This window comes from Streptomyces acidiscabies (genome assembly GCF_020010905.1).
In the GTDB taxonomy this organism is placed as follows: Bacteria; Actinomycetota; Actinomycetes; order Streptomycetales; family Streptomycetaceae; genus Streptomyces; species Streptomyces acidiscabies.
Map to the genome: position 1 here is coordinate 611,001 of NZ_JAGJBY010000002.1, position 21,532 is coordinate 632,532.

The 21,532-nt window shown below is 70.2% G+C and carries 21 protein-coding genes; 16 read left to right on the forward strand and 5 right to left on the reverse strand.

Translation table 11 applies throughout. From position 1 onward, the window contains the following. Positions 1 to 529: 529 nt before the first annotated feature. The 7 genes from J8M50_RS29805 (at position 530) to leuE (ending at position 6,370) form a co-directional block, all read left to right on the forward strand. Positions 530 to 835, forward strand: coding sequence for a hypothetical protein (locus tag J8M50_RS29805; protein ID WP_010351879.1), 306 nt, complete (start codon positions 530 to 532; stop codon positions 833 to 835). Positions 836 to 986: 151 nt separating this feature from the next. Next, positions 987 to 1,562 carry an RNA polymerase sigma factor gene (locus tag J8M50_RS29810; RefSeq protein ID WP_010351880.1) on the forward strand — a complete coding sequence of 192 codons (576 nt, stop codon included), beginning with the start codon at positions 987 to 989 and terminating at the stop codon, positions 1,560 to 1,562. After that, positions 1,559 to 1,741, forward strand: a complete 183-nt coding sequence (locus J8M50_RS29815) for a hypothetical protein (RefSeq protein ID WP_010351881.1) — start codon at positions 1,559 to 1,561, stop codon at positions 1,739 to 1,741. Before J8M50_RS29810 ends, J8M50_RS29815 begins: the two co-directional genes overlap by 4 nt. 288 nt (positions 1,742 to 2,029) lie before the next feature. Then, on the forward strand, positions 2,030 to 2,668 hold the full coding sequence (locus J8M50_RS29820) for an RNA polymerase sigma factor (RefSeq protein WP_010351882.1): 639 nt from the start codon (positions 2,030 to 2,032) through the stop codon (positions 2,666 to 2,668). After that, the gene (locus tag J8M50_RS29825; RefSeq protein ID WP_010351883.1) at positions 2,668 to 3,852 is read left to right on the forward strand and encodes a hypothetical protein; all 1,185 of its coding nucleotides are present in this window, start codon (positions 2,668 to 2,670) and stop codon (positions 3,850 to 3,852) included. Before J8M50_RS29820 ends, J8M50_RS29825 begins: the two co-directional genes overlap by 1 nt. A gap of 269 nt (positions 3,853 to 4,121) precedes the next feature. Further along, positions 4,122 to 5,702 carry an acyl-CoA mutase large subunit family protein gene (locus J8M50_RS29830; protein WP_010351884.1) on the forward strand — a complete coding sequence of 527 codons (1,581 nt, stop codon included), beginning with the start codon at positions 4,122 to 4,124 and terminating at the stop codon, positions 5,700 to 5,702. Positions 5,703 to 5,722: 20 nt separating this feature from the next. Continuing rightward, the gene (leuE, locus tag J8M50_RS29835) at positions 5,723 to 6,370 is read left to right on the forward strand and encodes a leucine efflux protein LeuE (protein ID WP_010351885.1); all 648 of its coding nucleotides are present in this window, start codon (positions 5,723 to 5,725) and stop codon (positions 6,368 to 6,370) included. A gap of 31 nt (positions 6,371 to 6,401) precedes the next feature. Here leuE and J8M50_RS29840 read toward each other — a convergent pair whose 3' ends face one another. Further along, complete coding sequence (locus tag J8M50_RS29840; RefSeq protein WP_010351886.1) at positions 6,402 to 7,730, reverse strand: FAD-dependent monooxygenase; 1,329 nt, start codon at positions 7,728 to 7,730, stop codon at positions 6,402 to 6,404. Positions 7,731 to 7,805: 75 nt separating this feature from the next. Here J8M50_RS29840 and J8M50_RS29845 point away from each other — a divergent pair, with 75 nt between their 5' ends. Beyond that, positions 7,806 to 8,465 (forward strand): TetR/AcrR family transcriptional regulator C-terminal domain-containing protein, encoded by a 660-nt coding sequence (locus tag J8M50_RS29845; RefSeq protein WP_010351887.1) that lies wholly within the window; start codon positions 7,806 to 7,808, stop codon positions 8,463 to 8,465. A 4-nt stretch (positions 8,466 to 8,469) separates the two neighbouring features. On the opposite strand, the gene J8M50_RS29850 is transcribed toward J8M50_RS29845, so the two are convergent. The 3 genes from J8M50_RS29850 to J8M50_RS29860 all read right to left on the reverse strand — a co-directional run bounded on the left by J8M50_RS29850 (position 8,470) and on the right by J8M50_RS29860 (position 12,019). Further along, positions 8,470 to 9,591, reverse strand: coding sequence for an acyltransferase family protein (locus J8M50_RS29850; protein WP_010351888.1), 1,122 nt, complete (start codon positions 9,589 to 9,591; stop codon positions 8,470 to 8,472). Between the two features lie 125 nt (positions 9,592 to 9,716). Continuing rightward, entirely contained in the window at positions 9,717 to 11,033 is a 1,317-nt protein-coding gene (locus J8M50_RS29855; RefSeq protein WP_010351889.1) for an alpha-2,8-polysialyltransferase family protein, read from the reverse strand. Then, complete coding sequence (locus J8M50_RS29860; RefSeq protein WP_010351890.1) at positions 11,033 to 12,019, reverse strand: glycosyltransferase family 2 protein; 987 nt, start codon at positions 12,017 to 12,019, stop codon at positions 11,033 to 11,035. The genes J8M50_RS29855 and J8M50_RS29860 overlap by 1 nt, the downstream gene beginning before the upstream one ends. 200 nt (positions 12,020 to 12,219) lie before the next feature. On the opposite strand from J8M50_RS29860, the gene J8M50_RS29865 reads away from it, so the two are divergent. The 6 genes from J8M50_RS29865 (at position 12,220) to J8M50_RS29890 (ending at position 17,732) form a co-directional block, all read left to right on the forward strand. Further along, positions 12,220 to 13,530 (forward strand): DUF6716 putative glycosyltransferase, encoded by a 1,311-nt coding sequence (locus J8M50_RS29865; protein ID WP_029183601.1) that lies wholly within the window; start codon positions 12,220 to 12,222, stop codon positions 13,528 to 13,530. A gap of 71 nt (positions 13,531 to 13,601) precedes the next feature. Then, positions 13,602 to 14,822, forward strand: a complete 1,221-nt coding sequence (locus tag J8M50_RS29870; protein ID WP_029183602.1) for an acylneuraminate cytidylyltransferase — start codon at positions 13,602 to 13,604, stop codon at positions 14,820 to 14,822. A gap of 14 nt (positions 14,823 to 14,836) precedes the next feature. Then, the gene (locus J8M50_RS29875; RefSeq protein WP_010351893.1) at positions 14,837 to 15,775 is read left to right on the forward strand and encodes an N-acetylneuraminate synthase family protein; all 939 of its coding nucleotides are present in this window, start codon (positions 14,837 to 14,839) and stop codon (positions 15,773 to 15,775) included. A 44-nt stretch (positions 15,776 to 15,819) separates the two neighbouring features. Then, positions 15,820 to 16,941, forward strand: coding sequence for a hypothetical protein (locus J8M50_RS29880; protein WP_010351894.1), 1,122 nt, complete (start codon positions 15,820 to 15,822; stop codon positions 16,939 to 16,941). 139 nt (positions 16,942 to 17,080) lie between these two features. Further along, positions 17,081 to 17,248: a hypothetical protein gene (locus J8M50_RS29885; protein WP_010351895.1), complete on the forward strand. Its 168-nt coding sequence runs from the start codon at positions 17,081 to 17,083 to the stop codon at positions 17,246 to 17,248. A 7-nt stretch (positions 17,249 to 17,255) separates the two neighbouring features. Beyond that, positions 17,256 to 17,732 carry a MarR family winged helix-turn-helix transcriptional regulator gene (locus tag J8M50_RS29890; RefSeq protein ID WP_010351896.1) on the forward strand — a complete coding sequence of 159 codons (477 nt, stop codon included), beginning with the start codon at positions 17,256 to 17,258 and terminating at the stop codon, positions 17,730 to 17,732. A gap of 648 nt (positions 17,733 to 18,380) precedes the next feature. Here the strand turns inward: J8M50_RS29890 and J8M50_RS29895 are convergent. Next, positions 18,381 to 19,028, reverse strand: a complete 648-nt coding sequence (locus J8M50_RS29895) for a class I SAM-dependent DNA methyltransferase (RefSeq protein WP_010351897.1) — start codon at positions 19,026 to 19,028, stop codon at positions 18,381 to 18,383. 101 nt (positions 19,029 to 19,129) lie between these two features. On the opposite strand from J8M50_RS29895, the gene J8M50_RS29900 reads away from it, so the two are divergent. Further along, positions 19,130 to 19,717 (forward strand): winged helix-turn-helix domain-containing protein, encoded by a 588-nt coding sequence (locus J8M50_RS29900; RefSeq protein ID WP_010351898.1) that lies wholly within the window; start codon positions 19,130 to 19,132, stop codon positions 19,715 to 19,717. A 290-nt stretch (positions 19,718 to 20,007) separates the two neighbouring features. Beyond that, positions 20,008 to 21,369, forward strand: coding sequence for an MFS transporter (locus tag J8M50_RS29905; RefSeq protein ID WP_010351899.1), 1,362 nt, complete (start codon positions 20,008 to 20,010; stop codon positions 21,367 to 21,369). Positions 21,370 to 21,532 lie beyond the last annotated feature (163 nt).

Here is a 21,532-nt window from a genome sequence, read left to right on the forward strand (position 1 = left end):
CGGTGGTCGGGAGGCGCTGGTCACTCCTCTTCGTGGCAAGCCGGCCAGGGGGTGGGAAGGTACCCACGGCGGTGGGACTTGTCCTTCCAGCGCTCGGAGAAGTGGGCTGTCAAGCAGGCCCCGGAAGCCGCCCGAGTCTGACGGGCGGAGATCTGACCGGGGTGATCCGCGTGAACGCGCAGGTCAAGGGAGGTGAGGTGCTCTTCGCTATCAGGTCTGTATCCGTTCCGGCCAGGTCACCGGCCGCACTTCATGGTGTTCAGCGAGACCTTTGACGCTCACCTGAAGCGCAGCCCTATCATGCGCAGCCGGGTTCTTTTGAGTTCGACCGGGTCGGGTCGGACCGGCTGGCAAGGTGGTGCATGGTGATCCATATGCAGGTGCGTACAGAGCGCGGCGAAGTCGTGGTGCGCGGAGCTGGCGGGCTGGATTCGATGAAAACCGTTCAATGCGTCGATGGAGGCAGATTGGTTCTTTGGTGACCGAATTTAAGCGAAAGCCTTCGAGTGCTGATTGCCGGGCTGATTCGATGCGTGTCGAGAAGTTGGGGGATCTCGCGAGTGGTGATCCGGGCCGGGCGACTCGCGCGCTCCTTCACCTCACCTACGAGGACCCGGACCGGTGTTGGCTCGAAGGGCTCCTGCTTGAGCAGGTGCGGGAGGGGAGCGATCCTCAACTGCGTGCGCTGGCGGTGACGTGTATGGGGCACGTGGGGCGGATACGTGGAGTCGTCAGTGGTGAGGTGAGGGCCTGTCTGGAGGGTCTTCTCGGAGACCCTGTGCTCGGCGGGATCGCCGAGGACGCTCTGGGGGACATCGAGTTCTTCGCCGTGTGACCCGTTCCACACCCCAACCCCGTGATGCTTTCCGGTCGTTCGTCGCTGGACACAGTGAGGGCCGCGTCGCGGACCGGCGGCCGGTGCGGTCCCACGGGGGTGGGCCGCGCGGGCGTCGCCCTCGGACTTCGGCATCAAACGGGGACTTGTTGTGGGGCAGGGTGGGGAACCCCGGCGCCCTCAGGCGGCGTTCGACGGGGAGCTCGGGGTGGCCGTCGCCCGTGCCCAGGAGGGCGATGAGGTGGCGTTCGGGGTTGTCTATCGGATCGTGCAGCCCGGGTTACTCGGGTATCTGAAGGGGATCGTCGGCGACGAGGCCGAAGACGTCGCCTCCGAGGCCTGGCTGGAGATCGCCCGCGACCTGGGCCGGTTCCGCGGGGACGGCGCCGGGTTCCGGGGCTGGTCCGCGACCATCGCGCGGCACCGCGCCCTCGACCACCTGCGCCGCATGAAGGTACGTCCCGTACGCGGCGGTTCGCTGGAGGACGTCGATCCCGTCGCCCCGCACGACACGTACGACGAAGTCGCCGAGGCCCTCTCCACGGAGCGCGCCCTCACCCTCGTCCGGATGCTGCCGCCCGACCAGGCGGAAGCCGTACTCCTGCGCGTCGTCGTCGGCCTCGACGGTCCCGCCGCCGCCCGCGTCCTCGGTAAGCGACCCGGCGCCGTACGCACCGCTGCACACCGCGGACTCCGCCGCCTGGCAAAGGAGTTGGGCATCGAATGACCGACCTCCCCCGCCTCCTCGCCGACGCGCTGACCCCTCCCGACCCCGACCTCGACGCGGAGGCCGAGGCGCTGGCCGCGTTTCGGGTGGCGCGGGATTCGGGGGCGCTGTGTGCGCCTACCCGGCGGTGCGACGACTGGCGGCGAGGGGACGACGTACTTCGCGACGGGCCGTCGTAAGACGGGTTGTCGTAAGGACGTGCAGACAGGCGACGACCGGGGTCGCCACCCCCCACAGGAGAGACCCCGGCCGTCGTTGTACGGGTCGCGCGGCGGCCCGTGTTCTGTACAGCGTCGGGAGGGCGGTTTCTGTCACACCGGGGCGGGGGCGGCGTGGACGGGGCGCGGACGGAGGTCGTAACGTGCCTTTCGCGCCGGGGAGCGGGGTGGGTGACCGACCGTCCTGTTCAGGGATCTTCGGTGGCGCGAATCAGACGGATCAGACGGACTAGAGACCAGGGTGCCGGGGTGCTGGGGGACGACGCGGAGCTGACTGCCGCGGTGCTCGGTGCGCAGGGCGGGGACGAGGACGCGTTCCGGGCCGTGTACCGCGCCGTGCATCCTCGGCTGCTCGGGTACGTGCGGACCCTGGTGGGGGAGGCGGACGCGGAGGATGTGACGTCCGAGGCGTGGTTGCAGATCGCCCGGGACCTGGAGCGGTTCAGCGGCGACGCCGACCGGTTCCGGGGGTGGGCCGCGCGGATCGCGCGCAACCGTGCTCTTGATCACATCCGGATGCGGGGGCGCCGGCCCGCCATCGGCGGCGACGAGACCGAGCTGACCGGGCACGCCGCCGAGTCGGACACCGCGGGGGAGGCCATCGAGGCGCTCGCCACCGGCCGTACGCTCTCCCTGATCGCGCGGCTCCCGCAGGACCAGGCCGAGGCCGTCGTGCTGCGGGTCGTGATGGGGCTCGACGCGAAGACCGCCGCCGAGACGCTGGGCAAGCGCCCCGGCGCCGTACGGACCGCCGCGCATCGCGGACTGAAGAAGCTCGCCGAGCTGATCGGGGAGGATCCCGGCGCCTCGGGCGTGCTCGACGCGCTGCCGCAGCAGTCGGGGCCGGGTGTGACGCATGCGTGCGCGCGTACGCAGAAGGACATGTGATGGCCGACGAGCAGTACAGGTGGCTGGACTCCGACACGGCGGAACGGCTGCTGAGCGGGGAGTCGCCCGACGTCGTCGAGCCCGCGGACCGGGAGCGGGCGGCGCGTCTCGCGCACACGCTCGGCTCGCTGACGTCGGCCGGACCGCAGGACGGTGCGGAGCTGCCGGGCGAGGCCGCCGCGCTGGCCGCGTTCCGCAAGGTGCGCGCGGAGCGGGGCTTCGCCGGGGCGCCGGTGGGGGACGCCGGTGAGGTCGGAGACGTCGTCCAGCTCGGGGTGCCTGTCGTGTCCGCCGGGGTGTCGCGGCGGCAGCGGGCGGCCCGGTTCGGGCTCGCGGCTGTGCTGGCGCTGGGGGTCGCGGGGGGTGCGGCCGTGGTGGCCGGGGTGGGGTCCGGGGGGTCGGGTACGCCCGAGCCGGGGGCGACCGTGTCCGCCGCTGCCACGCCTACGCCTGGGGAGTCCCAGGGGGGTACGCCGGTGCCTGAGCCGGGGGTCAGTGCCGAAGGCGTAGTACCTGACGGTGGGGGGGCCGGGGGTACTACGGGGGGAGGCCCGTCCGGCGGGGCCGGTGGGTCCGCCGTGTCCGGGGCATCCGGGGGGACTACTTCAGGGGGAGACGGCGGGACTGGCGCCCAGGAGAACGAGGCCCTCGGTACTACGTGCCGGGACCTCGCGCTGGGGCGTTCCGTGGACGGGGCACGGCGTAGGTCCCTGGAGGGAGCCGCCGGGGGTGCGGCCAAGGTGCCCGCGTACTGCGCGGGGGTACTTCAGGGGGACAAGGGTGACAAGGGCGGGTGGGGCAACGGGGGTTCCGGCGGCGGGGCGTCCGGCGGGAACGGCGGGGGCAGCGGGAACGGCGGGAACGGCGGGAACGGTGGGACCCAGGGGGGCTCCTCCGGAGGGGGCAACGGGGGTAGTACGGGTACGGGGTCGAACGGCGGGTCCAGATCCGGCGGGGGGTCCGGCTCCGCGGGTAGCTCTCAGGGGGGATGGGGAGCGGGGTTCGCGTCCGGAGGGTCTGCGGGGAGCACCAAGGGTGCCTGGGGCGGAGGGGGTAACTCCGGAGGGGTACATGGTGGGGGGTACAGCGGTGGTACGTACGGCGGTGGCGGTGGTCACGGCGGTGGCGGCCACAGCGGCGGAGGCGGCGTACGTCCGCATGGCGGCGCACAGCTCCTCGCCTAGCCCTGACCTGCATTTTTCCTGCGTTCAGAAAAAATCTCCCTGAGGGTGTGACACTTTCCCGCCCCCCGGCGCAGTACCAAGTGAGCCGACTGGTCATCGGCCCTCGCACAGAGCCGGGGTTCCCCCCGTACCTACGGCTCCGTGCACCTGGCGCGGGCGGGACACGTTCCCCCGGTCCCGTCCGCGCTCTTTTTCTTCCACGGGACGACCGCCCCCCGCTGAGCCAAGATGGTGCCGAGGCCCACAGCTCACCGAGAGGCGGCGACACCATGACGCGCGAGTCGGAGTCCGGACTCCCCATCGAACCGGTCTACGGGCCGGAGTCACTTGAGGGCTGGGACCCGGCCGAGAAGCTGGGGGTACCCGGGGAGTACCCGTACACCCGGGGCGTGTACCCGTCGATGTACACCGGCCGCCCCTGGACGATGCGCCAGTACGCCGGTTTCGGCACGGCCGTGGAGTCCAACGCCCGCTACCGCCACCTCATCGCGAACGGCACGACGGGCCTGTCCGTCGCCTTCGACCTCCCCACGCAGATGGGCCACGACTCGGACGCCCCGATCGCCTCCGGCGAGGTCGGCAAGGTGGGCGTCGCGATCGACTCCGTGGACGACATGAAGGTGCTGTTCGACGGCATCCCCCTGGACCAGGTGTCGACGTCGATGACGATCAACGCCCCCGCCGCGCTGCTGCTGTTGATGTACCAGCTCGTCGCGGAGGAACAGGGCGTCGGCGCGGGCGAGTTGACGGGGACGATCCAGAACGACGTACTCAAGGAGTACATCGCGAGGGGGACGTACATCTTCCCGCCCAAGCCCTCCCTGAGGCTGACCGCCGACATCTTCAAGTACTGCAAGGCCGAGATCCCGAGGTGGAACACGATCTCGATCTCCGGGTACCACATGGCGGAGGCCGGTGCGAGCCCCGCGCAGGAGATCGCGTTCACGCTGGCCGACGGGATCGAGTACGTCCGTACGGCGGTCGCCGCCGGCATGGACGTCGACGACTTCGCGCCCCGCCTCTCGTTCTTCTTCGTCGCGCGGACGACGATCCTGGAGGAGGTCGCCAAGTTCCGCGCGGCGCGCAGGATTTGGGCCCGTGTGATGCGGGACGAGTTCGGTGCGAAGAACCCCAAGTCCCTGATGCTGAGGTTCCACACGCAGACCGCCGGGGTCCAACTCACCGCGCAGCAGCCTGAGGTGAATCTCGTCCGGGTCGCGGTCCAGGCCCTCGGCGCGGTGTTCGGCGGTACGCAGTCCCTGCACACGAACTCCTTCGACGAGGCGATCGCCCTGCCGACCGACAAGAGCGCGCGGCTCGCGCTCCGTACACAGCAGGTGCTGGCGTACGAGACCGACGTGACCGCCACCGTCGACCCCTTCGCAGGGTCGTACGTCGTCGAGCGGATGACGGACGAGGTGGCGGACGCCGCGCTCGAACTCATGGGCAAGGTCGAGGAGTTGGGCGGGGCCGTCGCCGCGATCGAGCACGGGTTCCAGAAGGGCGAGATCGAGCGCAGCGCGTACCGGATCGCGCAGGAGCAGGACGCCGGGGAGCGGGTCGTCGTCGGCGTCAACCGGTTCCGCCTCGACGAGGAGGAGCCGTACGAGCCGTTGCGCGTCGACCCGGCGATCGAGGCGCAACAGGCGCGCAGGCTGGCGGAGTTGAGGGCGGGCCGGGACCAAGGGGCGGTGGACACCGCGCTGGACGCGCTGCGGAAGGCGGCGTCGGGGGAGGACAACGTGCTGTATCCGATGAGGGAGGCGCTGCGGGCGCGGGCGACGGTGGGCGAGGTGTGCAACGCGCTGCGGGAGGTGTGGGGGACGTATATCCCCAGTGATGCCTTCTGACCCATGCCACACTCGGTCCCATGCTTGGTGTCATAGACCTCCCCACCTACCTCGTCGGCCTGATGGTGATCGTCCTGCTCCCGGGGCCCAACTCGCTGTACGTCCTCTCCGTCGCCGCCCGGCGAGGCATCCGCGCCGGATACACCGCCGCGGCCGGCGTCTGGTGCGGGGACACCGTGCTGATGACCCTCTCCGCAGCCGGTGTGGCCTCCCTGCTCCAGGGGAACGCCCTGTTGTTCGGGATCGTGAAGTACATCGGCGCCGGATACCTGAGCTGGCTCGCGGTCGGGATGCTGCGGGCCGCGTGGGGGATGTGGAAGGCGCGGCGGGTGGCGGAGGAGCCGACTCCCGCTGTCGCGGGGGGAGATGAGCGGCCCTTCCGGCGGGCGTTCGTCGTCAGCCTGCTCAACCCGAAGGCGATCCTGTTCTTCATCGCGTTCTTCGTGCAGTTCGTCGACCCCGGATACGCCTACCCCGCGCTGTCGTTCGTGGTGCTCGGCGCGATCGCGCAAGCCTTCAGCGTGTTGTACCTGAGTGCGTTGATCTTCGGCGGGACGCGGCTGGCCACCGCCTTCCGTAGCCGCAAGAGGCTTGCCGCCGGGGCGACTTCGGCGGCCGGTGCGCTGTTCCTCGGGTTCGCCGTGAAGCTGTCGACGGCGAGCGTGTGATGCGGGCGACTGAGTGTGTGTCCAGGGAGGCTTACAGGTGAGTCCGGGCCCCGACCTCTGCCGCGTATTCGGCCAGGCCCTCGCGCGAGGCCCCCGCCCAGCCGACGTACCCGTCCGGCCGGACGAGGAACACGCCCTCGGGGAGGGTGAGTTCGCTCCAGTGCGGGCCCCGGATCAGGGCGTGCAGGTCGATGCCGTGCAGGGAGTCGGGGACGCGGTCCCCGGCGCGTAGCCCGGACGGCGCCGTCCGGGTCTCCCGGGACAGCGTCGACTTCCGGTGGTTCAGGTCGAGTTGACGGGTGGCCCGGCCCCGCCGCACCTCCCCGCGCTGGACGGCCGTCGCGAGCGCGAGCATGTCGGTGGCGTTCGCCCTGCGCTCCTCCTCGTACGTGTCGAGCAGCGCGACGGGCGCGCCCTGCAGTACCGCGCCCAGTTTCCAGCCGAGGTTGTAGGCGTCCTGGACGCCGGTGTTGAGGCCCTGTCCGCCGGTCGGCGGGTGGACGTGCGCGGCGTCTCCGGCGAGGAAGACGCGGCCCGCGCGGAAGCGGTCGGCGAGGGCGCTGCGGGGGCGGAAGACCGAGTGCCAGGTGAGGTCGGTCGCCCCGGTGAGGTGGGTGCGCTCCCGCAGGAGGGCGCTGACCGTCGTCAATGAGACGTCCTCGGGCGGGAGTTGGGCGATGAGCTGGAACTGGTCGGTGCCGGCGAGCGGGCACAGGCCCACGATGCCTGCCTCGGCGAGGAAGAAGTGCCAGCGGTCGCGGCTGAGGCCCGGGACCCGAACGTCCCCGACGAGGAACGGGTCCGCCTCGGGCGCCCCGTCGCCGGTCATCCCGATGCCGAGGGCCTGGCGCAGGGGTGAGCGTCCGCCGTCCGCCGCGACGACGTACCGGGCGCGGACCGTCGTCCCGTCGTCGCACGTCACGGTCACGCCATCGGGGTCCTGATCGAGCGTCAACGCCTCGTGCCCGAACAGTACTTGGCCGCCGAGGGCGCGTAGTCGGCCGTACAGGATCTCCTGCGTACGCCACTGGGGGATCATCCACGGGATCGTGAAGCGGGAGCCCTCCTCGCCCTCCTTCGCGGGGTCGAACATCTGCTCCTCGCCGAACGGGGCGCCGTTCTTCCAGTTCACCCGGAGGGGGTAGGGGCCGCCGGCCGCGAGGACCTCGTCGACGACACCGAGGTCCTGGAAGATCTCCAGGGTGCGGGGCTGGAGGCCCTTGCCGCGGGAGCCGGGGGAGAGGGTGCCGTCCTTCTCCACGACGAGGGTGTCGACGCCGTGGCGGGCCAGGTCGATGCCGAGGGTGAGGCCGGTGGGGCCGGCGCCGACGATCAGGACGTCTGCGTGTTGCACGGCCATCATCTCCTTAACGTTGTTAAATGGCTGCGCCTCCGAGGGTGCCCTTAACGTCGTTAAGGTGTCAAGCTGTTTCCCGTGACGACCGAACGCCGCGCCCCCCTCGACCGCACCCGCGTAGCCGAAACCGCCCTCGCGCTGCTCAACGACGTCGGCCTCGAAGGGCTCACCCTGCGGGCCATCGCCAAGGAACTGGACGTCAAGGCGCCCGCGCTGTACTGGCACTTCAAGGACAAGCAGGCGCTGCTGGACGAGATGGCGACCGTGATGTTCCGGCGGATGGAGGCGGGCGTCGTCCTCGACCCGGGCGACATCTGGCAGGACCGGATCAGGGGCGCCTGCGTCGGGCTGCGGGCCGCGCTGCTGTCCTACCGGGACGGCGCGAAGGTGTTCAGCGGCTCACGGTTCACCGGGACCGAGCACGCCGTGCGCATGGAGGAGAACCTGCGCCTCTTCCTCGACGCGGGGTTCTCGCCGGCCGACGGGGTACGGGCGTACAGCACCGCCACCAACTACACCCTCGGGTTCGTCATCGAGGAACAAGGCGTCGTACCTCTCCCCGGCGAACGACGGGAGGGGTACGACCTCGACGAACGGGCAAGCAGACTCGCGGAGTTCCCGCTGAGCGCGGCGGCCGGGCCGGAGATCTTCGCCGACTACGACCGGCACTTCGAGGAAGGACTGGAGATCGTCATCGACGGGATCGCCGCCAGGTACGGCAAGAAGTACAAGAAGTAAGGGACTAGCGGGACTTCAGAAGTGCCGTCCGCAGCTTGGGAGTCAGCGGCTTCTCGACGAACCGGTAGATCAAGTACGCCAGCACCAGCATCCCCCCGATCGTCAGGAAGAACGTCGGGATCGCCGGGACGTCCAGCTTCCTGTGCAGCGCCCAGATCACCACCCAGCCCAGATGTTCGTGCAGCAGGTAGAACGGGTACGTCAGCGCCCCCGCGATCGTCAGCCACTTCCAGTTCGCCCAGTTCAGCCAGCCCAGCGCGATCGCCGCCACCGCGATGAAGCCGAACGCGACGATCGCGACTATGCCGAACGTCGTACGGTGGGCGAACGCGTTGGGGTCCGCCGCGTTCCAGAGGTCCTTGACCGCGTAGTGCTGGCCGATGAGGAAGCCGGCGGCGGCCAGGCCCCAGGCGTAGATGTCGGTGCGGTCGCGGTGGACGAGGTAGAGGCCCATGCCGCCGATGAAGTACGGGGCGTACTCGGGCATGACGACCAGGTCGAGGAACGGCAGGTGGGAGGCCTGCGCGATCGGGATGGCGAAGAGCCAGCCGATCGAGAACATCAGGACGCGGCGGCGGTTGGCGCCGGGGATGACGACGAGGAGCGCGAAGAGCGCGTAGAACCGGATCTCGACCCACAGCGTCCAGCACACGCCGAGGACGCGCTCCGCGCCGATCGGCTGTTGCAGGAGCGTGAAGTTGATCAGCGCGTCGCTCGGCGAGACCCCCTTGAAGGGGACGGCAGGCAGCGCCATGACGACGATGAGCAGGGCGACCGCGAACCAGTACGCCGGCATCAGCCGCGAGACACGGGACGCGAAGAACGACTGGAGGGACCGCCCCCAGCCGCTCATGCAGATCACGAACCCGCTGATCACGAAGAAGACCTGGACACCGAGACAGCCGTACGTCGCGAACTGGTGCAGCGTCGGGAACTCGGTCTTCGGCGAGGCACCCCACGACGTGGAGACCTGCGCGCCGCGCCCCGCGTAGTGGTACATGGCGACCATGAGCGCGGCCACGAGCCGCAGCCCGTCGAGGGCGCGCAGCCGGTTCACCCGGGGAGGCTTGGGTGCGGCTGTCGGCTCCGCCGGGGACTCCGTGGTTCTTACGGCCGTCTCGGTCACGCTGGTATCCCTCGTACGGGAGAGGTGGTCATGGGGGATCGTAGGGCGCCGGTTGGGTACGTCTGTGCGAGGAACGGACCGTGCGTCCACTCGTCGCCGAATGTTCATCCCGGCGCCCTGCCGGGTTACTTCTTCACGGACTTCTTCAGCGCGCGGGCCCGTCGTACGACCCTGCGCGCGGTGGCGTTGCGGGGCAGGAACGCGAGGCGGGCCGGGATGCCGCCGGGCAGGCCGAGCGCGGTGAGGCGGCGGCGCCGGAAGTAGCGCTGGGTGCGCGGGGTGAGGCGGGAGGCGAGGTACTTCTCCGCCACGGGCCGCAGGTACGGGTAGATCTGGGCCTGCATGACGAAGCCCATCGTCTCCAACAGGTCGTCCATGGCGACGGGTTGGTCCTTGCCCTCCAGGTCGGGCAGCAGCGCGTCCGCGAGGATCACCGGTACGCGGTTGCTGTTCTGGAAGGGGACGAGCCGCTCCAGCATCAGCGGCGTGCCGACCCGCGCGACGGGGATGCCGTAGAACTCCTTCGCCGTGAACAGAGCGGTGGAGAAGCAGCCCACGACCAGGGCCGGTTCGGCGGTCGCGAACAGCACCTCCGCGAGGACCGGCGTGTCCAGCACCAGGAGTTCCGCGCCGACTTCCCGCGCCGCCGCCTCAAGTGCCTTGCTGTACCCGGCCGGTGCGGAGGGGTGCGGCTTGAACGCGATCGAGGTGTGCCCCTTGGCGACCGCGCCGCGCAACATCCGTACGTGCAGCTCCTCTTCCTCCTCGACGGTGAGGATGTCGAGGGCGGCGAGGTACTGGCCCAGCAGCAGCGCCGAGTTGACCGGCAGACGCGGCAACTCCTCGGCGGTGTCCGTGATTTCGCCGAGCACCTTGAGGAACGCGTCCGTCGGCACGATCTCGGCGGGGACCCCGAACTCCGTGAGCGCCAGCGGGACTTCGCCGGGGACCAGGTCCAGGTGCAGGACCCGGCGGACCCGCGTGCCGATCAGCGGATCGACCTTGTTGCGGGTCGGGCCGTACGTCATCAGGCCGTCCGCGTACACGTCGACCGGGGCGCCGAAGAAGCAAGCGGCGATCGCCTGGGCGGGGTTGACCTGGAGCGACTCCAGGACGATCTCGATCCGGTCGTCCCCGAGGTCCCACAGCATCCTCAGGTACCGCTCGAAGAGCACGGTGTCGTCGGCGCGCGGCGACCAGGTGCTCGGGTGGAACGGGCTGATCGCGTCGTTCCAGGACAGCACTCCGTCGAACCGGCGGCGCAGCGGCGCGAACCCCGGCATCGCCTCCAACGTGTCCACCGTCTCAGGGGCGTTGGCGTTGTTGCACACCAGCAGCAGCCTGCGGTCCGCCGCCGGGAAGACGTCCGAGTCCATCGCGGCGGCGATCGTCGCCACGCCGTACAGCGTGGAGGCGACGTAGATCTGGGTCGTGCGGGGCATCAGGCAGCCGCCTTCGCTGTCGTGACCTTGCGGCGCAGCCGCCGCAGCTTGGCGGAGCGCTCGATGTCCATGGTGTCGAGCACGTCCGTGAGGAGTCCCTGCGGCAGCCGCTGGATGGCGGCGGCGCTGCGCACCCGCAGCAGTTTGGCCACCGCCGGCTCGAACTTCTCGATCTCCGACAGATGGTGGGCGATGATCGCGAGGTACGTACGGACCGCCTTCGGCAGCAGCCGGTCGGCGTCCGGGTCCTTCGAGGTCTCCGCGATCACCTGGTCGAAGGCGCGGATGAAGTCCAGTTGGCGCACATCGCCGATCTGGGTAAGGGAGTTGGCGACGCCCCGCCGGTAGAAGATGCCGTGCAGGTCGGCCACCGCGAACGACTCGGCCTCGCGGTGCAGCTTCCAGATCCAGGGCCGGTCCTCGGCGGTGCGCAGCCCGTCCGTGAAGTGCAGCAGACCCTTGTCGACGAGGCGGCGGTGGTAGACACCGGCCCACGCGTAGGGGTAGTCGACCGAGGACGAGCGGTCCGCCGGGAGGATCGAGTCGCGGGGGTCCAGGACGACGTTCCGGCGGCCCTCGGGGTGGCGGAAGATCGCGCGGGCGCGGGCCGTCGTCTGCACATGATCGACACGGACGAAATCACAGCCGAGTTTCTCGATCGAATCGACCAATTCGGCCAGGAAACCGCGGGCGTACCAGTCGTCGCCGTCCAGGAATGTCAGATATTCACCGCGCGCCACATTCAGTCCGTTATTACGCGCGGTGGCCAGTCCGCCGTTCTTCTCGGGGCGGACGACCTGCACCTGGGAGACTTTCGAGAGGGTCTCGGCCGCGCGTTCCAGAACAGCCGCGGTGTCGTCCTTCGACTTGTCGTCGACAAGGACGAACTCGAAATCCTCGCGCGCGTTCGCCTGGAGGCTTCTGAGGGTGTCCAGTACGAGGTGCTGCACGTTGTAACAGGGCACGATCACGGAGAGCTTGGGCACCTGAGTGAGCCTAGGAGGCGGCGCGGCGGGAGAAGCGTCCGGAAGCTGTACGGGCGGTGAACTCGATGCGTCGGGAATGTGCATCCTGGCTGCTTTCCATGATTCCACGGCCCAGTTGGCCGCTCGGTAGGGTGCTGTTCACTTTTTGTTGAGTCTTGGTTTTCGCGATGCCGGATTTTGCCTTACTAGTCTCTCGTGCTGTGCCACCACGTACTTCGACACCCCTCAAGATCGCTGTCCTGGCGGACTCCGACACTCGCTGGAAATGGGGAGCCCGCACCGCACGGCGCATAGCTCCCGACAGCGGCCGGGAACCCATTCTGGACGGTTATCTGCTGCGCGGACGCGCGACCCCCACACCCCGGCAGCTCGCCGAGGTGGGGATCGCCGCGGACTCGCTGCGCGAGGTCACGGCCGTCGAGTTCCTGCGCGCGATGGGCGCCGAGTCCTACGACGTCCTCGTCCTGTCGCTCGTCGGCGGCGGCGTGCAGGCCATGCTCCACGGCCTGAAGCGCGTCTGGGAGGACAAGCCCCGGCCCGTCGTCGTCACCGGGTACGTCGGTGTCGTCTACGAGAAGCTCGCCGACGGCCTGCTCCTGCGGCACGGCGCGGACCTCGTCCTCGCCAACTCCCGCCAGGACGCGGACCGTTTCAAGGCCGTGTACGACGGGGTCGGCGCCGACTCCTCGGCGGTGACCGAAGTCGCCCTGCCGTTCCTGGGGGGTGCGCCCTACACGGGTGAACACCAGCCGTACACCGTGGTGTTCGCCGCGCAGCCCTCCGTGCCGGAGAGCCGCAAGGACCGTACGTACCTGCTGGACCGCCTCGTCCAGCACGCCCGGCTGCACCCCGACCGCGAGGTGCTGCTCAAGCTGCGCTCCCGGCCGGGTGAACACACCACCCACATCGAGGAGTTGCCCTACCAGAAGCTCGCCCAGAGCAAGGACCTCCCGGCCAACTTCCGGCTGGTGTACGGGAACATGGGCGAGGTCCTCGACCGCACCGACCTGCTGGTGACCATCAGCTCCACGGCCGCGCTCGAATCGCTCCACCGCCGCATCCCGACCGTCGTCCTCACCGACCTCGGCATCCGGGAATCCCTCGGCAACCACCACTTCGTCGGCTCCGGGTGCCTCGCGTCCTGGGAGCAACTCGACGCCGGGCACCGGCCGGTGGCGGACGAGGAGTGGGTGTCGCGGCAGGGCGTCTGCGCCGACGGCACGTACGAGAACGCCTTCGACGCGGCCCGCGAGCGGATCGCCAAGCTGCTCGACCGGTCGGGGCTTCCGGCGCTCCAGCCGTACTACACGCAGGCCACCGCGCCGGGTTACCTCCCCGGCATCCTCGCCCGCCACCACCTCGGCCCCGACGGCACGCCGCTGCCCGGTGCCCCGGCCGCCGACAAGACACCCGGCCCCGTCCGCCAGATCGTCCGCCGCGCCGCCCGGGGCGCCTACCGGCACGGGGTGCAGCGCGTGGCGCCGGTGATCCGGCGGATGGGCGAGCTGTGAGCGGCGCGGCTGCCTCAGGTGCGCGCCACAGCTCCCCGGTGCCCCCCGATTCCGTACAAGGAGTTCCCTCCATGTCCAACTCGCAAGCAGCGCAAGGCGGTTCGTCGCGTCGGGTGCTTGCCGTGATTCCCGCGCGGGGCGGCTCCAAGGGTGTGCCCGCGAAGAACCTCGCGCCGGTCGGGGGTGTGCCGCTGGTGGCGAGAGCCGTACGGGAGTGCCTGGCCGCGCGCCTGGTCACCGATGTCGTCGTCTCCACCGACGATCACAGCATCGCCGCCGCCGCGCGCGAGGCCGGGGCCGAAGTCGTGCTGCGGCCCGCCGTCATCGCCGGGGACACCGCGACCTCCGAGGCCGCCGTCCTGCACGCGATGGACGCCCACGAGGCCGCGCACGGTGCGCCCGTGGACGTCGTGCTGCTCGTGCAGTGCACCAGCCCGTTCGTGAGCCGCGAGGACGTCGAGGGGGTCGCCGCCGCCGTCGTCGAGAAGGGCGCCGACACCGCCGTAACTGTCGCCGCGTTCCACGGATTCGTGTGGCGCGAGGAGACCGAGGGCGGGCAGGGCGTCAACCACGACAAGGCGTACCGGCCCCGCCGCCAGGACCGGCCGCAGGACTTCCTGGAGACCGGCGCCGCGTACGCGATGAACGCGGCCGGGTTCCGCACCCACAACCACCGCTTCTTCGGCCGCACCGAACTCGTCCGCACCGACCCCGCACGGGTGTTGGAGATCGACGACCCCCACGACCTCGCGCGCGCAAGGGCGTTGGCGCCCCTCTTCGACTCCGAGAGGGCCGGCGGTCTGCCGACCGGCGTCGAAGTCGACGCCGTCGTCATCGACTTCGACGGGACGCAGACCGACGACCGGGTCATGATCGACCAGGACGGCCGGGAGTTCGTCTCCGTGCACCGGGGCGACGGACTCGGCATCGCCGCCCTGCGCCGCAGCGGCAAGAAGCTGCTCATCCTCTCCACCGAGCTGAACCCCGTGGTCGCCGCCCGCGCCCGCAAGCTCAAGATCCCCGTCCTGCACGGCATCGACCGCAAGGACCTCGCGCTCAAGCAGTGGTGCGAGGAACAGGGCATCTCGCCCGAGCGCGTCCTCTACGCCGGCAATGACGTCAACGACCTTCCCTGCTTCGCCCTCGTCGGCTGGCCGGTGGCTGTGGCCAGCGCCCACGACGTCGTCCGGGGCGCCGCCCGCGCGGTCACCGCCACAGCAGGCGGCGACGGAGCGATCCGCGAGATCGCCGGCTGGCTCCTCGGACCCTCGCTCGACACCCTCACCCAGTAAGGAAACGCCCCGCCATGAGCACCAACTCCCGTATCCGCAGCTTCGGTTCGCGCGAGGCCGGCCCCGGTCGCCCCGTCTACATCTGCGGTGAGATCGGCATCAACCACAACGGTGACCTCGACAACGCGTTCAAGCTGATCGACGCCGCCGCCGAAGCCGGCTGCGACGCCGTCAAGTTCCAGAAGCGCACCCCCGAGATCTGCACGCCGCGCGACCAGTGGGACATCGAGCGGGACACCCCCTGGGGCCGGATGACGTACATCGACTACCGCCACCGCGTCGAGTTCGGCGAGGACGAGTACCGCAAGATCGACGAGTACTGCAAGGCGAAGGGGATCGCCTGGTTCGCGTCCCCGTGGGACACCGAGGCCGTCGCGTTCCTGGAGAAGTTCGACGTCCCCGCGCACAAGGTCGCCTCCGCGTCCCTCACCGACGACGAGCTGCTGCGCGCCCTGCGCGGTACCGGCCGTACGGTCATCCTCTCCACCGGGATGTCCACGCCGAAGCAGATCCGGCACGCCGTCGAGGTCCTCGGCTCCGACAACATCCTTCTCTGCCACGCCACTTCGACCTACCCGGCGAAGGCGGAGGAGCTGAACCTGCGCGTCATCAACACCCTCCAGGCCGAGTACCCCAACGTCCCGATCGGCTACTCCGGCCACGAGACGGGCCTCCAGACCACGCTGGCCGCCGTCGCCCTCGGCGCGGCCTTCGTCGAGCGCCACATCACCCTCGACCGCGCGATGTGGGGCTCCGACCAGGCCGCTTCCGTCGAGCCCGGCGGCCTCACGCGCCTCGTCCGCGACATCCGCACCATCGAGGAGTCCCTCGGCGACGGCGTCAAGAAGGTCTACGACTCCGAGCTGGGCCCCATGAAGAAGCTCCGCCGCGTCACCGGCGTCATCGCCGAGGCCGAGATCGCGGACGCCGCGGGCGAGCCCCTCACCGTCTGACCCCTGTGCCCCGCTACGCCTTACGACGGATTGGCCGTACGAGGATGACCCCGCGCGCCGACACGCCCACGACTCTCGCGTTCGTCGAGAGTCCGGTGCAGCTGCTCAATGTCCTGGAGTGGGCGCATGCCCGCGAGTTGGGGGCGGGGCGGGGTGACTCGGCCCACGCTTCCGGCACCGATGGGGTGTCGGGGGCGGGGGACGAGGGTGGGCTTGTGCTGGTTGTGCTCGCTCCCAACGACCCCATGACCCGGGGGCAGTTGAGGCGTATGGCCGAACTCGCCCGCGAGGAAGGGCATGTGGTGCGCTGGGAGGAGGCGCGTGGGGGAACCTCCGCTCCGTTCAGGACAGTTGGGGGGCTGTCCCGGCTGCTGCGCAGGGCTCGGCGGGTCGTCATGGGCGATCCCTTCTCCCGGTACGTGCAGTTGTTGCTGACCATCACCAAAGCCACCGAACTCGTCGTCGTCGACGACGGGACCGCGACCATGGAGTTCGTCGGTCAACTCGCCCGTGGGGAACGGCTCGTGCGGTGGCACCGCAAGGGTGGGCGGCCCGGGCCGCGTGACCTCGTCTTCGCGCCGGTGTCCTCCTCCGCGCGGCGCCGGCTCACGCCCTCCGCGCGGCGGCGTGTCGAGGTGTTCTCGGCGATGCCCATCGAGGATGTGCCCGAGGGGGTGCGGATCACGGAGAACACGTTCGCGTGGACGCGGGACCGGTTCGGGCCGCCGACCGTCACCAAGGGGGCCGACATGGTCGGAACGTCCCTTGTGGAGACGGGAGTTGTGGACCAGGAGCGGTATCTGGAGGCCGTCCAGAACCTCGCGAAGACCCACGGTGTGACCCGTTACTTCGCGCACCGCCGTGAGTCCACCGAGAAGCTCCACCGCCTCCAGACCGAGTCCGGCCTGGAGATCGTCCGCCCCGAGCTCCCCCTCGAACTCATCGCCCGCCGGGGGCCCATCGGCCGTACGATCCTGAGCTTTCCCTCAACTGTCGTGCACACTCTGCCGATTGCCCTGGTCGGTACGGGTGTCCGTGTCACCGTCTGCGATATCGACCCGAAGTGGCTGACGACCAATGCGTCGCCCCGGGCGCAGGGTTTTCTGTCGGGCGTGACGGGGACGGCGCGGGATGTGCATCGGCTGGCGTCGGTGAGTACTGCCTGACGGGGCGTGTGGTGAGGCTCTGGCCTGCGTCGTCGCTCTTCCGGCGTACGTACATGCCATCTGTCGGACCGCGGGCTTGTGTATCCGTGGCCCTGATGTGGATGCTGCGTTCCGTCGGAGGATCGGGGCAGGAGAGCGCATGGACGAGAACGCGCCGGAGAAGTATCCGCGGGAGGGGGTTCCGCTGGGGCGGGACACGGGGGAGGTACCGGTGGGACGGCCGTACGGCACCGGCTCGGCCCGGTGGCGCGCGCTGTGGTGGCGGGTTCGGGGTGCGCTGCGGTGGCCGGTGCGCAACCGTGGATGAATCCCCCGTGAAGTCCGACGATGTCGTGTCCGTCGTGATGGCCGCGTCCCGGCTGGTGATGGGGATCTCGGCGCGGGCGCTCGCCGAAGTCGACGAGTCGCTGTCGCTGGCCCAGTTGCGGACGCTGGTCGCGCTGGAGGGGTGCGGGCCGGTCAAGTTGGCTGTGCTGGCTGAGGTGTTGGGCGTGAACTCCTCCACCGCGCTGCGGTCCGTGATGCGACTGGAACAGGTCGGGCTGGTCGATCGCCGGGCCAGCGAGGTCAGCCGCCGGGAGGTCGTCCTTCGCCTCACCGGGCGCGGCGAGGATCTCGTACAGCGAGTCCTGGACCACCGCCGCTGCGAGGTGGAGAAACTGGTCGAGGGGGTGGCTCCGGGGGTGCGGGCCGGGTTGGTGGAGGGGTTGCGGGCGTTGCTGGAGACGGCGGGGGACAGGTCGATCGTGATTCCGGGGGCGGCGGAGGAGTTCAGGGAGGGGGCGGAGTGAGGGAACGGGGAGGAGGGGGTGGTTAGTTGGGGCGGCATAGGTGTGGGTGCGGGTGGTGAGTACGTGAGCGGTGTGGGGCGAGGTGGAGGGGTGTGCGGTGGGTGCGGCGCGGCTCGGCAAAGCGGCGGAGGGGCGCGTGGCATGGCTCGGCGAGGTGGAGTGAGGGGGTGAGGAAGGGGGGCGGCGAGTACGCGAGCGGCGTGGGTGCGGGCGGCGGGTATGCGGGAGGTGTGCGCCGGGTGCTGCGGAGCTGGCCGCTTCGCGAGTCAACTCGGGTCGTATGTAGGGGTGTTGCTCACCAAGCCACGTACGCCTGACGGTCGCGCACCGACGCCGTACGCCGCTTCGCTGAGCTGTGCTGCCTTGAGCCTGCCGCGCGTTGCTTCACCGAGCCGCGTCGTGTCGCACCGTGCTTGCCGTACGCACCCCGCTTCGCTGAGCCGCGTGCTGCCCTGAGCCTGCCATGCGCAGCTTCACCGTCCCCTGCCGCTTCGCTGAGCCGCGTTGCCGCTCCCTGTGCCCGCACGCCGCTTTGCCAAGCTGAGCCGCCAGCGCCTGCTGTACCTCGCTCCACCGAGCCGCGCCACGGCCGCCGCACGGCCTCGCGGCCCTCCGCCCCGCTCCTCCTGCCGCCTCGGCCCCGCGCCCCTACCCCTTCCTCGCCAGCAAGATCGCCCTCGGTCTGTTCGCCCCCTCCGGGGGTTCCAGGATGCAGTGGGCCTCTACCAAGAGGCCCGCTTCCGCGAGGAGTTGGGCGAAGCGCGTTGGGTCGTGCCAGTAGTAGTCGAGGGTGATGTCGTGGCCGAAGCGTTCGGTGAGGCGCAGGCGGGTGGTCGTGTCGGTCTGGAAGCAGAGGAACGCGTAGCCGCCGGGGACCAGGACGCGGCTGAACTCCTTGCACAGGGCCGGGAGTTCGGCGTCCGGGACGTGGATGACCGAGAAGAGGGAGAAGATGCCGCCCAGGGTCTGGTCCGGCAGGTCCAGCGCGGTCATCGAGCCGACGTGGAAGCGGAGGCCGGGGTGGGTCCGGCGGGCCAGCGCCACCATCCGGGGGGAGATGTCGACGCCGAAGACCTGGAGGCCGAGGTCGCGGAGGTGGGCCGTCACGTGGCCCGGCCCGCTGCCGAGGTCGGCGACGGGTTCGGTGCCTCTTGCCCGTACCAACTCCGCGAAGGCGCGCACCAGTCCGTGGTCCACGGGGCGGTCGCCGAGTCCGCTGGGGAACTGCTCCGTGTAGTCCTCGGCGATCTTGTCGTACGAGTCCCGGGTGTTGTGTATGAAGTCCGCGTCCGTCACGAGGGGGACTGTATCCGCCGGACCTTACGGGCCCGTTCTCCCGAAGAACTTTTGCAAAAACTCTTTGGGAAACGTGGTGCAAGCGGTTACCGTCACCGCTCATGGACAGTGACGACAGCCAGGGCCGCGTCCTCGACCCCACCCGGGACGCCGCCGCGCTCAAGGCCCTCACGCATCCCTTGCGTATCCAACTCCTCGGCCTGCTCCGGCAGTTCGGTCCGGCGACGGCGAGTGAACTGGCCGTGCGGACGGGGGAGTCCTCGGCGTCGGCGAGCTATCACCTGCGGGTGCTGGCGAAGTACGCGTTCATTGCGGAGGCCGAGCACCGTGACAGTCGTGAGCGCCGTTGGAAGGCTGTCCACCGGGTGACGTCCTGGGACAACGCGGCGATGGAGAAGGACCCTGTCGGTCAGGAGTTCGTCGGCATTTCGAGGCGCCTCCAGGCGGACCACCTCGCGGCATCGGCGCGGCGGTACGAGAGCGATGTCGCCGTGGGGCTCCTGGGGGAGGAGTGGACCGGGGCGGCGGGCATCTCGGACACGCTGATCCGGCTGACCCCTGAATCCCTCCTGGAACTCACGGAGTTGCTCGACGCGAAGGTGGAGGAACTCCGACGCCGGGACGCCGACGACCCGCGCGCCCGTCAAGTCGCCGTGATTTTCGCGGGGTTGCCGCGGGCGGATGTGTAGGGCGGGGGTGGGGATGGGAGCGGGAGGTGCTGCGAGATGCCGGTGAACTCCGGGCTGTGGGGAGGGTGGGAGCGGGGCGGTGGGAGTGGAGGTGGTGGCGGAGGAGGAACAGGGAGCCGAGGGCGGGAGGCGCCGCGAGATGCTGGCGAACTTGTGGTCGGTGGGAAGGAGGGGGCGAGTTGGAGGGCGGGCCGGGGAGAAGTCGCGGGGGCGCGGGCGATGGCGATTCCCGGGCCGACCCGGCTTCCGTACCCCGCGGACCCTCACCCCTCGTCCCCCGGAGGCCACCCGTGACCCACCCCGTCCGGCGCCGCTACGTCACGAACACCGCCCTCTACTGGTTCCCCGTCGGCCTCGGTGTCGCCCCCCTCGTCCTCCTCCTCGCCGGGCGCGGTCTCTCGCCCGGCACCGTCGCCGCGCTGATCTCCGTGCACTCCTTCACCGCCGCCGCGCTGGAACTGCCGACCGGCGGACTCTCCGACGTCCTCGGCCGCAGGGGTGTCCTGGCCGCCGCCGGCATCCTCATGTGCGCCGCGTTCCTGCTGATCGGCCTCGGCGGTACGGCCGTGCTGCTCGGCGTAGGCACAGGCCTGCTCGGCGCCGCGCGGGCCCTCTCCAGCGGCCCGGCCGAGGCCTGGTACGTCGACTCGGTACGCGCCGAGGAGGGCCCGGCCGCTGACCTGCGTACGGGCCTCGCACGGGGCGCGACCGCGTCGTCCGTGGCGCTGGCGGTCGGGACGGTCACCGGGGGAGCGCTGCCGTGGGCACTGGACGGATACGGCGACGAGCTGCGCAGAGCGACCGGCGGAACCATCGTCCCCCTGTCGACCCCGATGCTGCTCGCGTCACTGTTCGCACTGGCCCTCACAGCCCACTCCCTCATCGCCCTGCACGACCCGCCCCGCCCCCGGACACATCTCGGGGATGCCCGGCGCGAACCACCTCCGGCGGGCCTCGGGGGCACCCGGCGTGAGTCGTCCCGGCCTCGGCCCACCCTCGGGGGTGTCCTCCGTGCGGTCCCCAGTACCGTCCTCGACGGTCTTCGGCTCGCCGTACGCGATGCCGTCGTTCGGCGTGTGATGTTCAGTGCCGCCGCAGCAGGTAGTGCGCTCGCCGTTGTCGAGTTGCTTACGCCGGGGCGCGTCGCCGCGTTTACCGGTGCTGCCGAGTCCGGTGCCGTTGGGTATGCCGGGCTTGCGACCCTCGGGTTTCTGTGTTCCGCCGGGGGGAGTCAGGTCGCGCCGTTGTTGGGGGGCGGGCGGCGGGTCGTTGTCGTGGGGACCGGGGTTGTCGCGGGGGCGCTCGGGTTGCTCGCTGTCGGTGGGGATCTCGTCGCCGTTGCTGGGTACGTCGTGTTTTACGTCACTCTCGGTGTCGTCAATCCCAACCTCAACGAGCTGCTTCATCACCGCGTCCCCGACGATCGGCGGGCCACCGCGCTCTCCGTCCAGTCCCTTGCGCTCCAACTCACCGCCGGAGCAACGGGGTTGATCATCGGGCCGTTCGCCACGGACGGCGTCCTGCCCTGGCTGTTTCCGCTCGGTGCCGTTCTCGCCGTGACCCTGCTCTGGGCCCGACCGCTACGCAAAGTCACCACTGGGCAACCGGTTTCACCAGGTGGACAGGAACCGCGTGCTGTCGATCTCTCGTGATAAGGGTGGGGGTCCGGGTAACCCCGGACGGGTTTGCGGAACGCCCCTTGCGGTACCCCTCGCACGAGCGGGCGAGTTTACCCATCCGCCCTGCCAGCCATGCGCCGCGCGGCCATTTTTCTTCGCCTGACGGGCTGAAGTTTTGTGGATCGCGGGTCAGTTG

What these genes read in the sequence shown, in the direction of transcription:
- J8M50_RS29805 (WP_010351879.1), top strand. Translation starts at nt 530, where the DNA reads ATGCGTGTCGAGAAGTTGGGGGATCTCGCGAGTGGTGATCCGGGCCGG.
- J8M50_RS29815 (WP_010351881.1), top strand. Translation starts at nt 1,559, where the DNA reads ATGACCGACCTCCCCCGCCTCCTCGCCGACGCGCTGACCCCTCCCGAC.
- J8M50_RS29825 (WP_010351883.1), top strand. Translation starts at nt 2,668, where the DNA reads ATGGCCGACGAGCAGTACAGGTGGCTGGACTCCGACACGGCGGAACGG.
- J8M50_RS29830 (WP_010351884.1), top strand. Translation starts at nt 4,122, where the DNA reads ATGACGCGCGAGTCGGAGTCCGGACTCCCCATCGAACCGGTCTACGGG.
- leuE (WP_010351885.1), top strand. Translation starts at nt 5,723, where the DNA reads ATGCTTGGTGTCATAGACCTCCCCACCTACCTCGTCGGCCTGATGGTG.
- J8M50_RS29840 (WP_010351886.1), bottom strand. Translation starts at nt 7,730, where the DNA reads ATGGCCGTGCAACACGCAGACGTCCTGATCGTCGGCGCCGGCCCCACC.
- J8M50_RS29855 (WP_010351889.1), bottom strand. Translation starts at nt 11,033, where the DNA reads ATGCCCCGCACGACCCAGATCTACGTCGCCTCCACGCTGTACGGCGTG.
- J8M50_RS29870 (WP_029183602.1), top strand. Translation starts at nt 13,602, where the DNA reads ATGTCCAACTCGCAAGCAGCGCAAGGCGGTTCGTCGCGTCGGGTGCTT.
- J8M50_RS29875 (WP_010351893.1), top strand. Translation starts at nt 14,837, where the DNA reads ATGAGCACCAACTCCCGTATCCGCAGCTTCGGTTCGCGCGAGGCCGGC.
- J8M50_RS29880 (WP_010351894.1), top strand. Translation starts at nt 15,820, where the DNA reads ATGACCCCGCGCGCCGACACGCCCACGACTCTCGCGTTCGTCGAGAGT.
- J8M50_RS29885 (WP_010351895.1), top strand. Translation starts at nt 17,081, where the DNA reads ATGGACGAGAACGCGCCGGAGAAGTATCCGCGGGAGGGGGTTCCGCTG.
- J8M50_RS29900 (WP_010351898.1), top strand. Translation starts at nt 19,130, where the DNA reads ATGGACAGTGACGACAGCCAGGGCCGCGTCCTCGACCCCACCCGGGAC.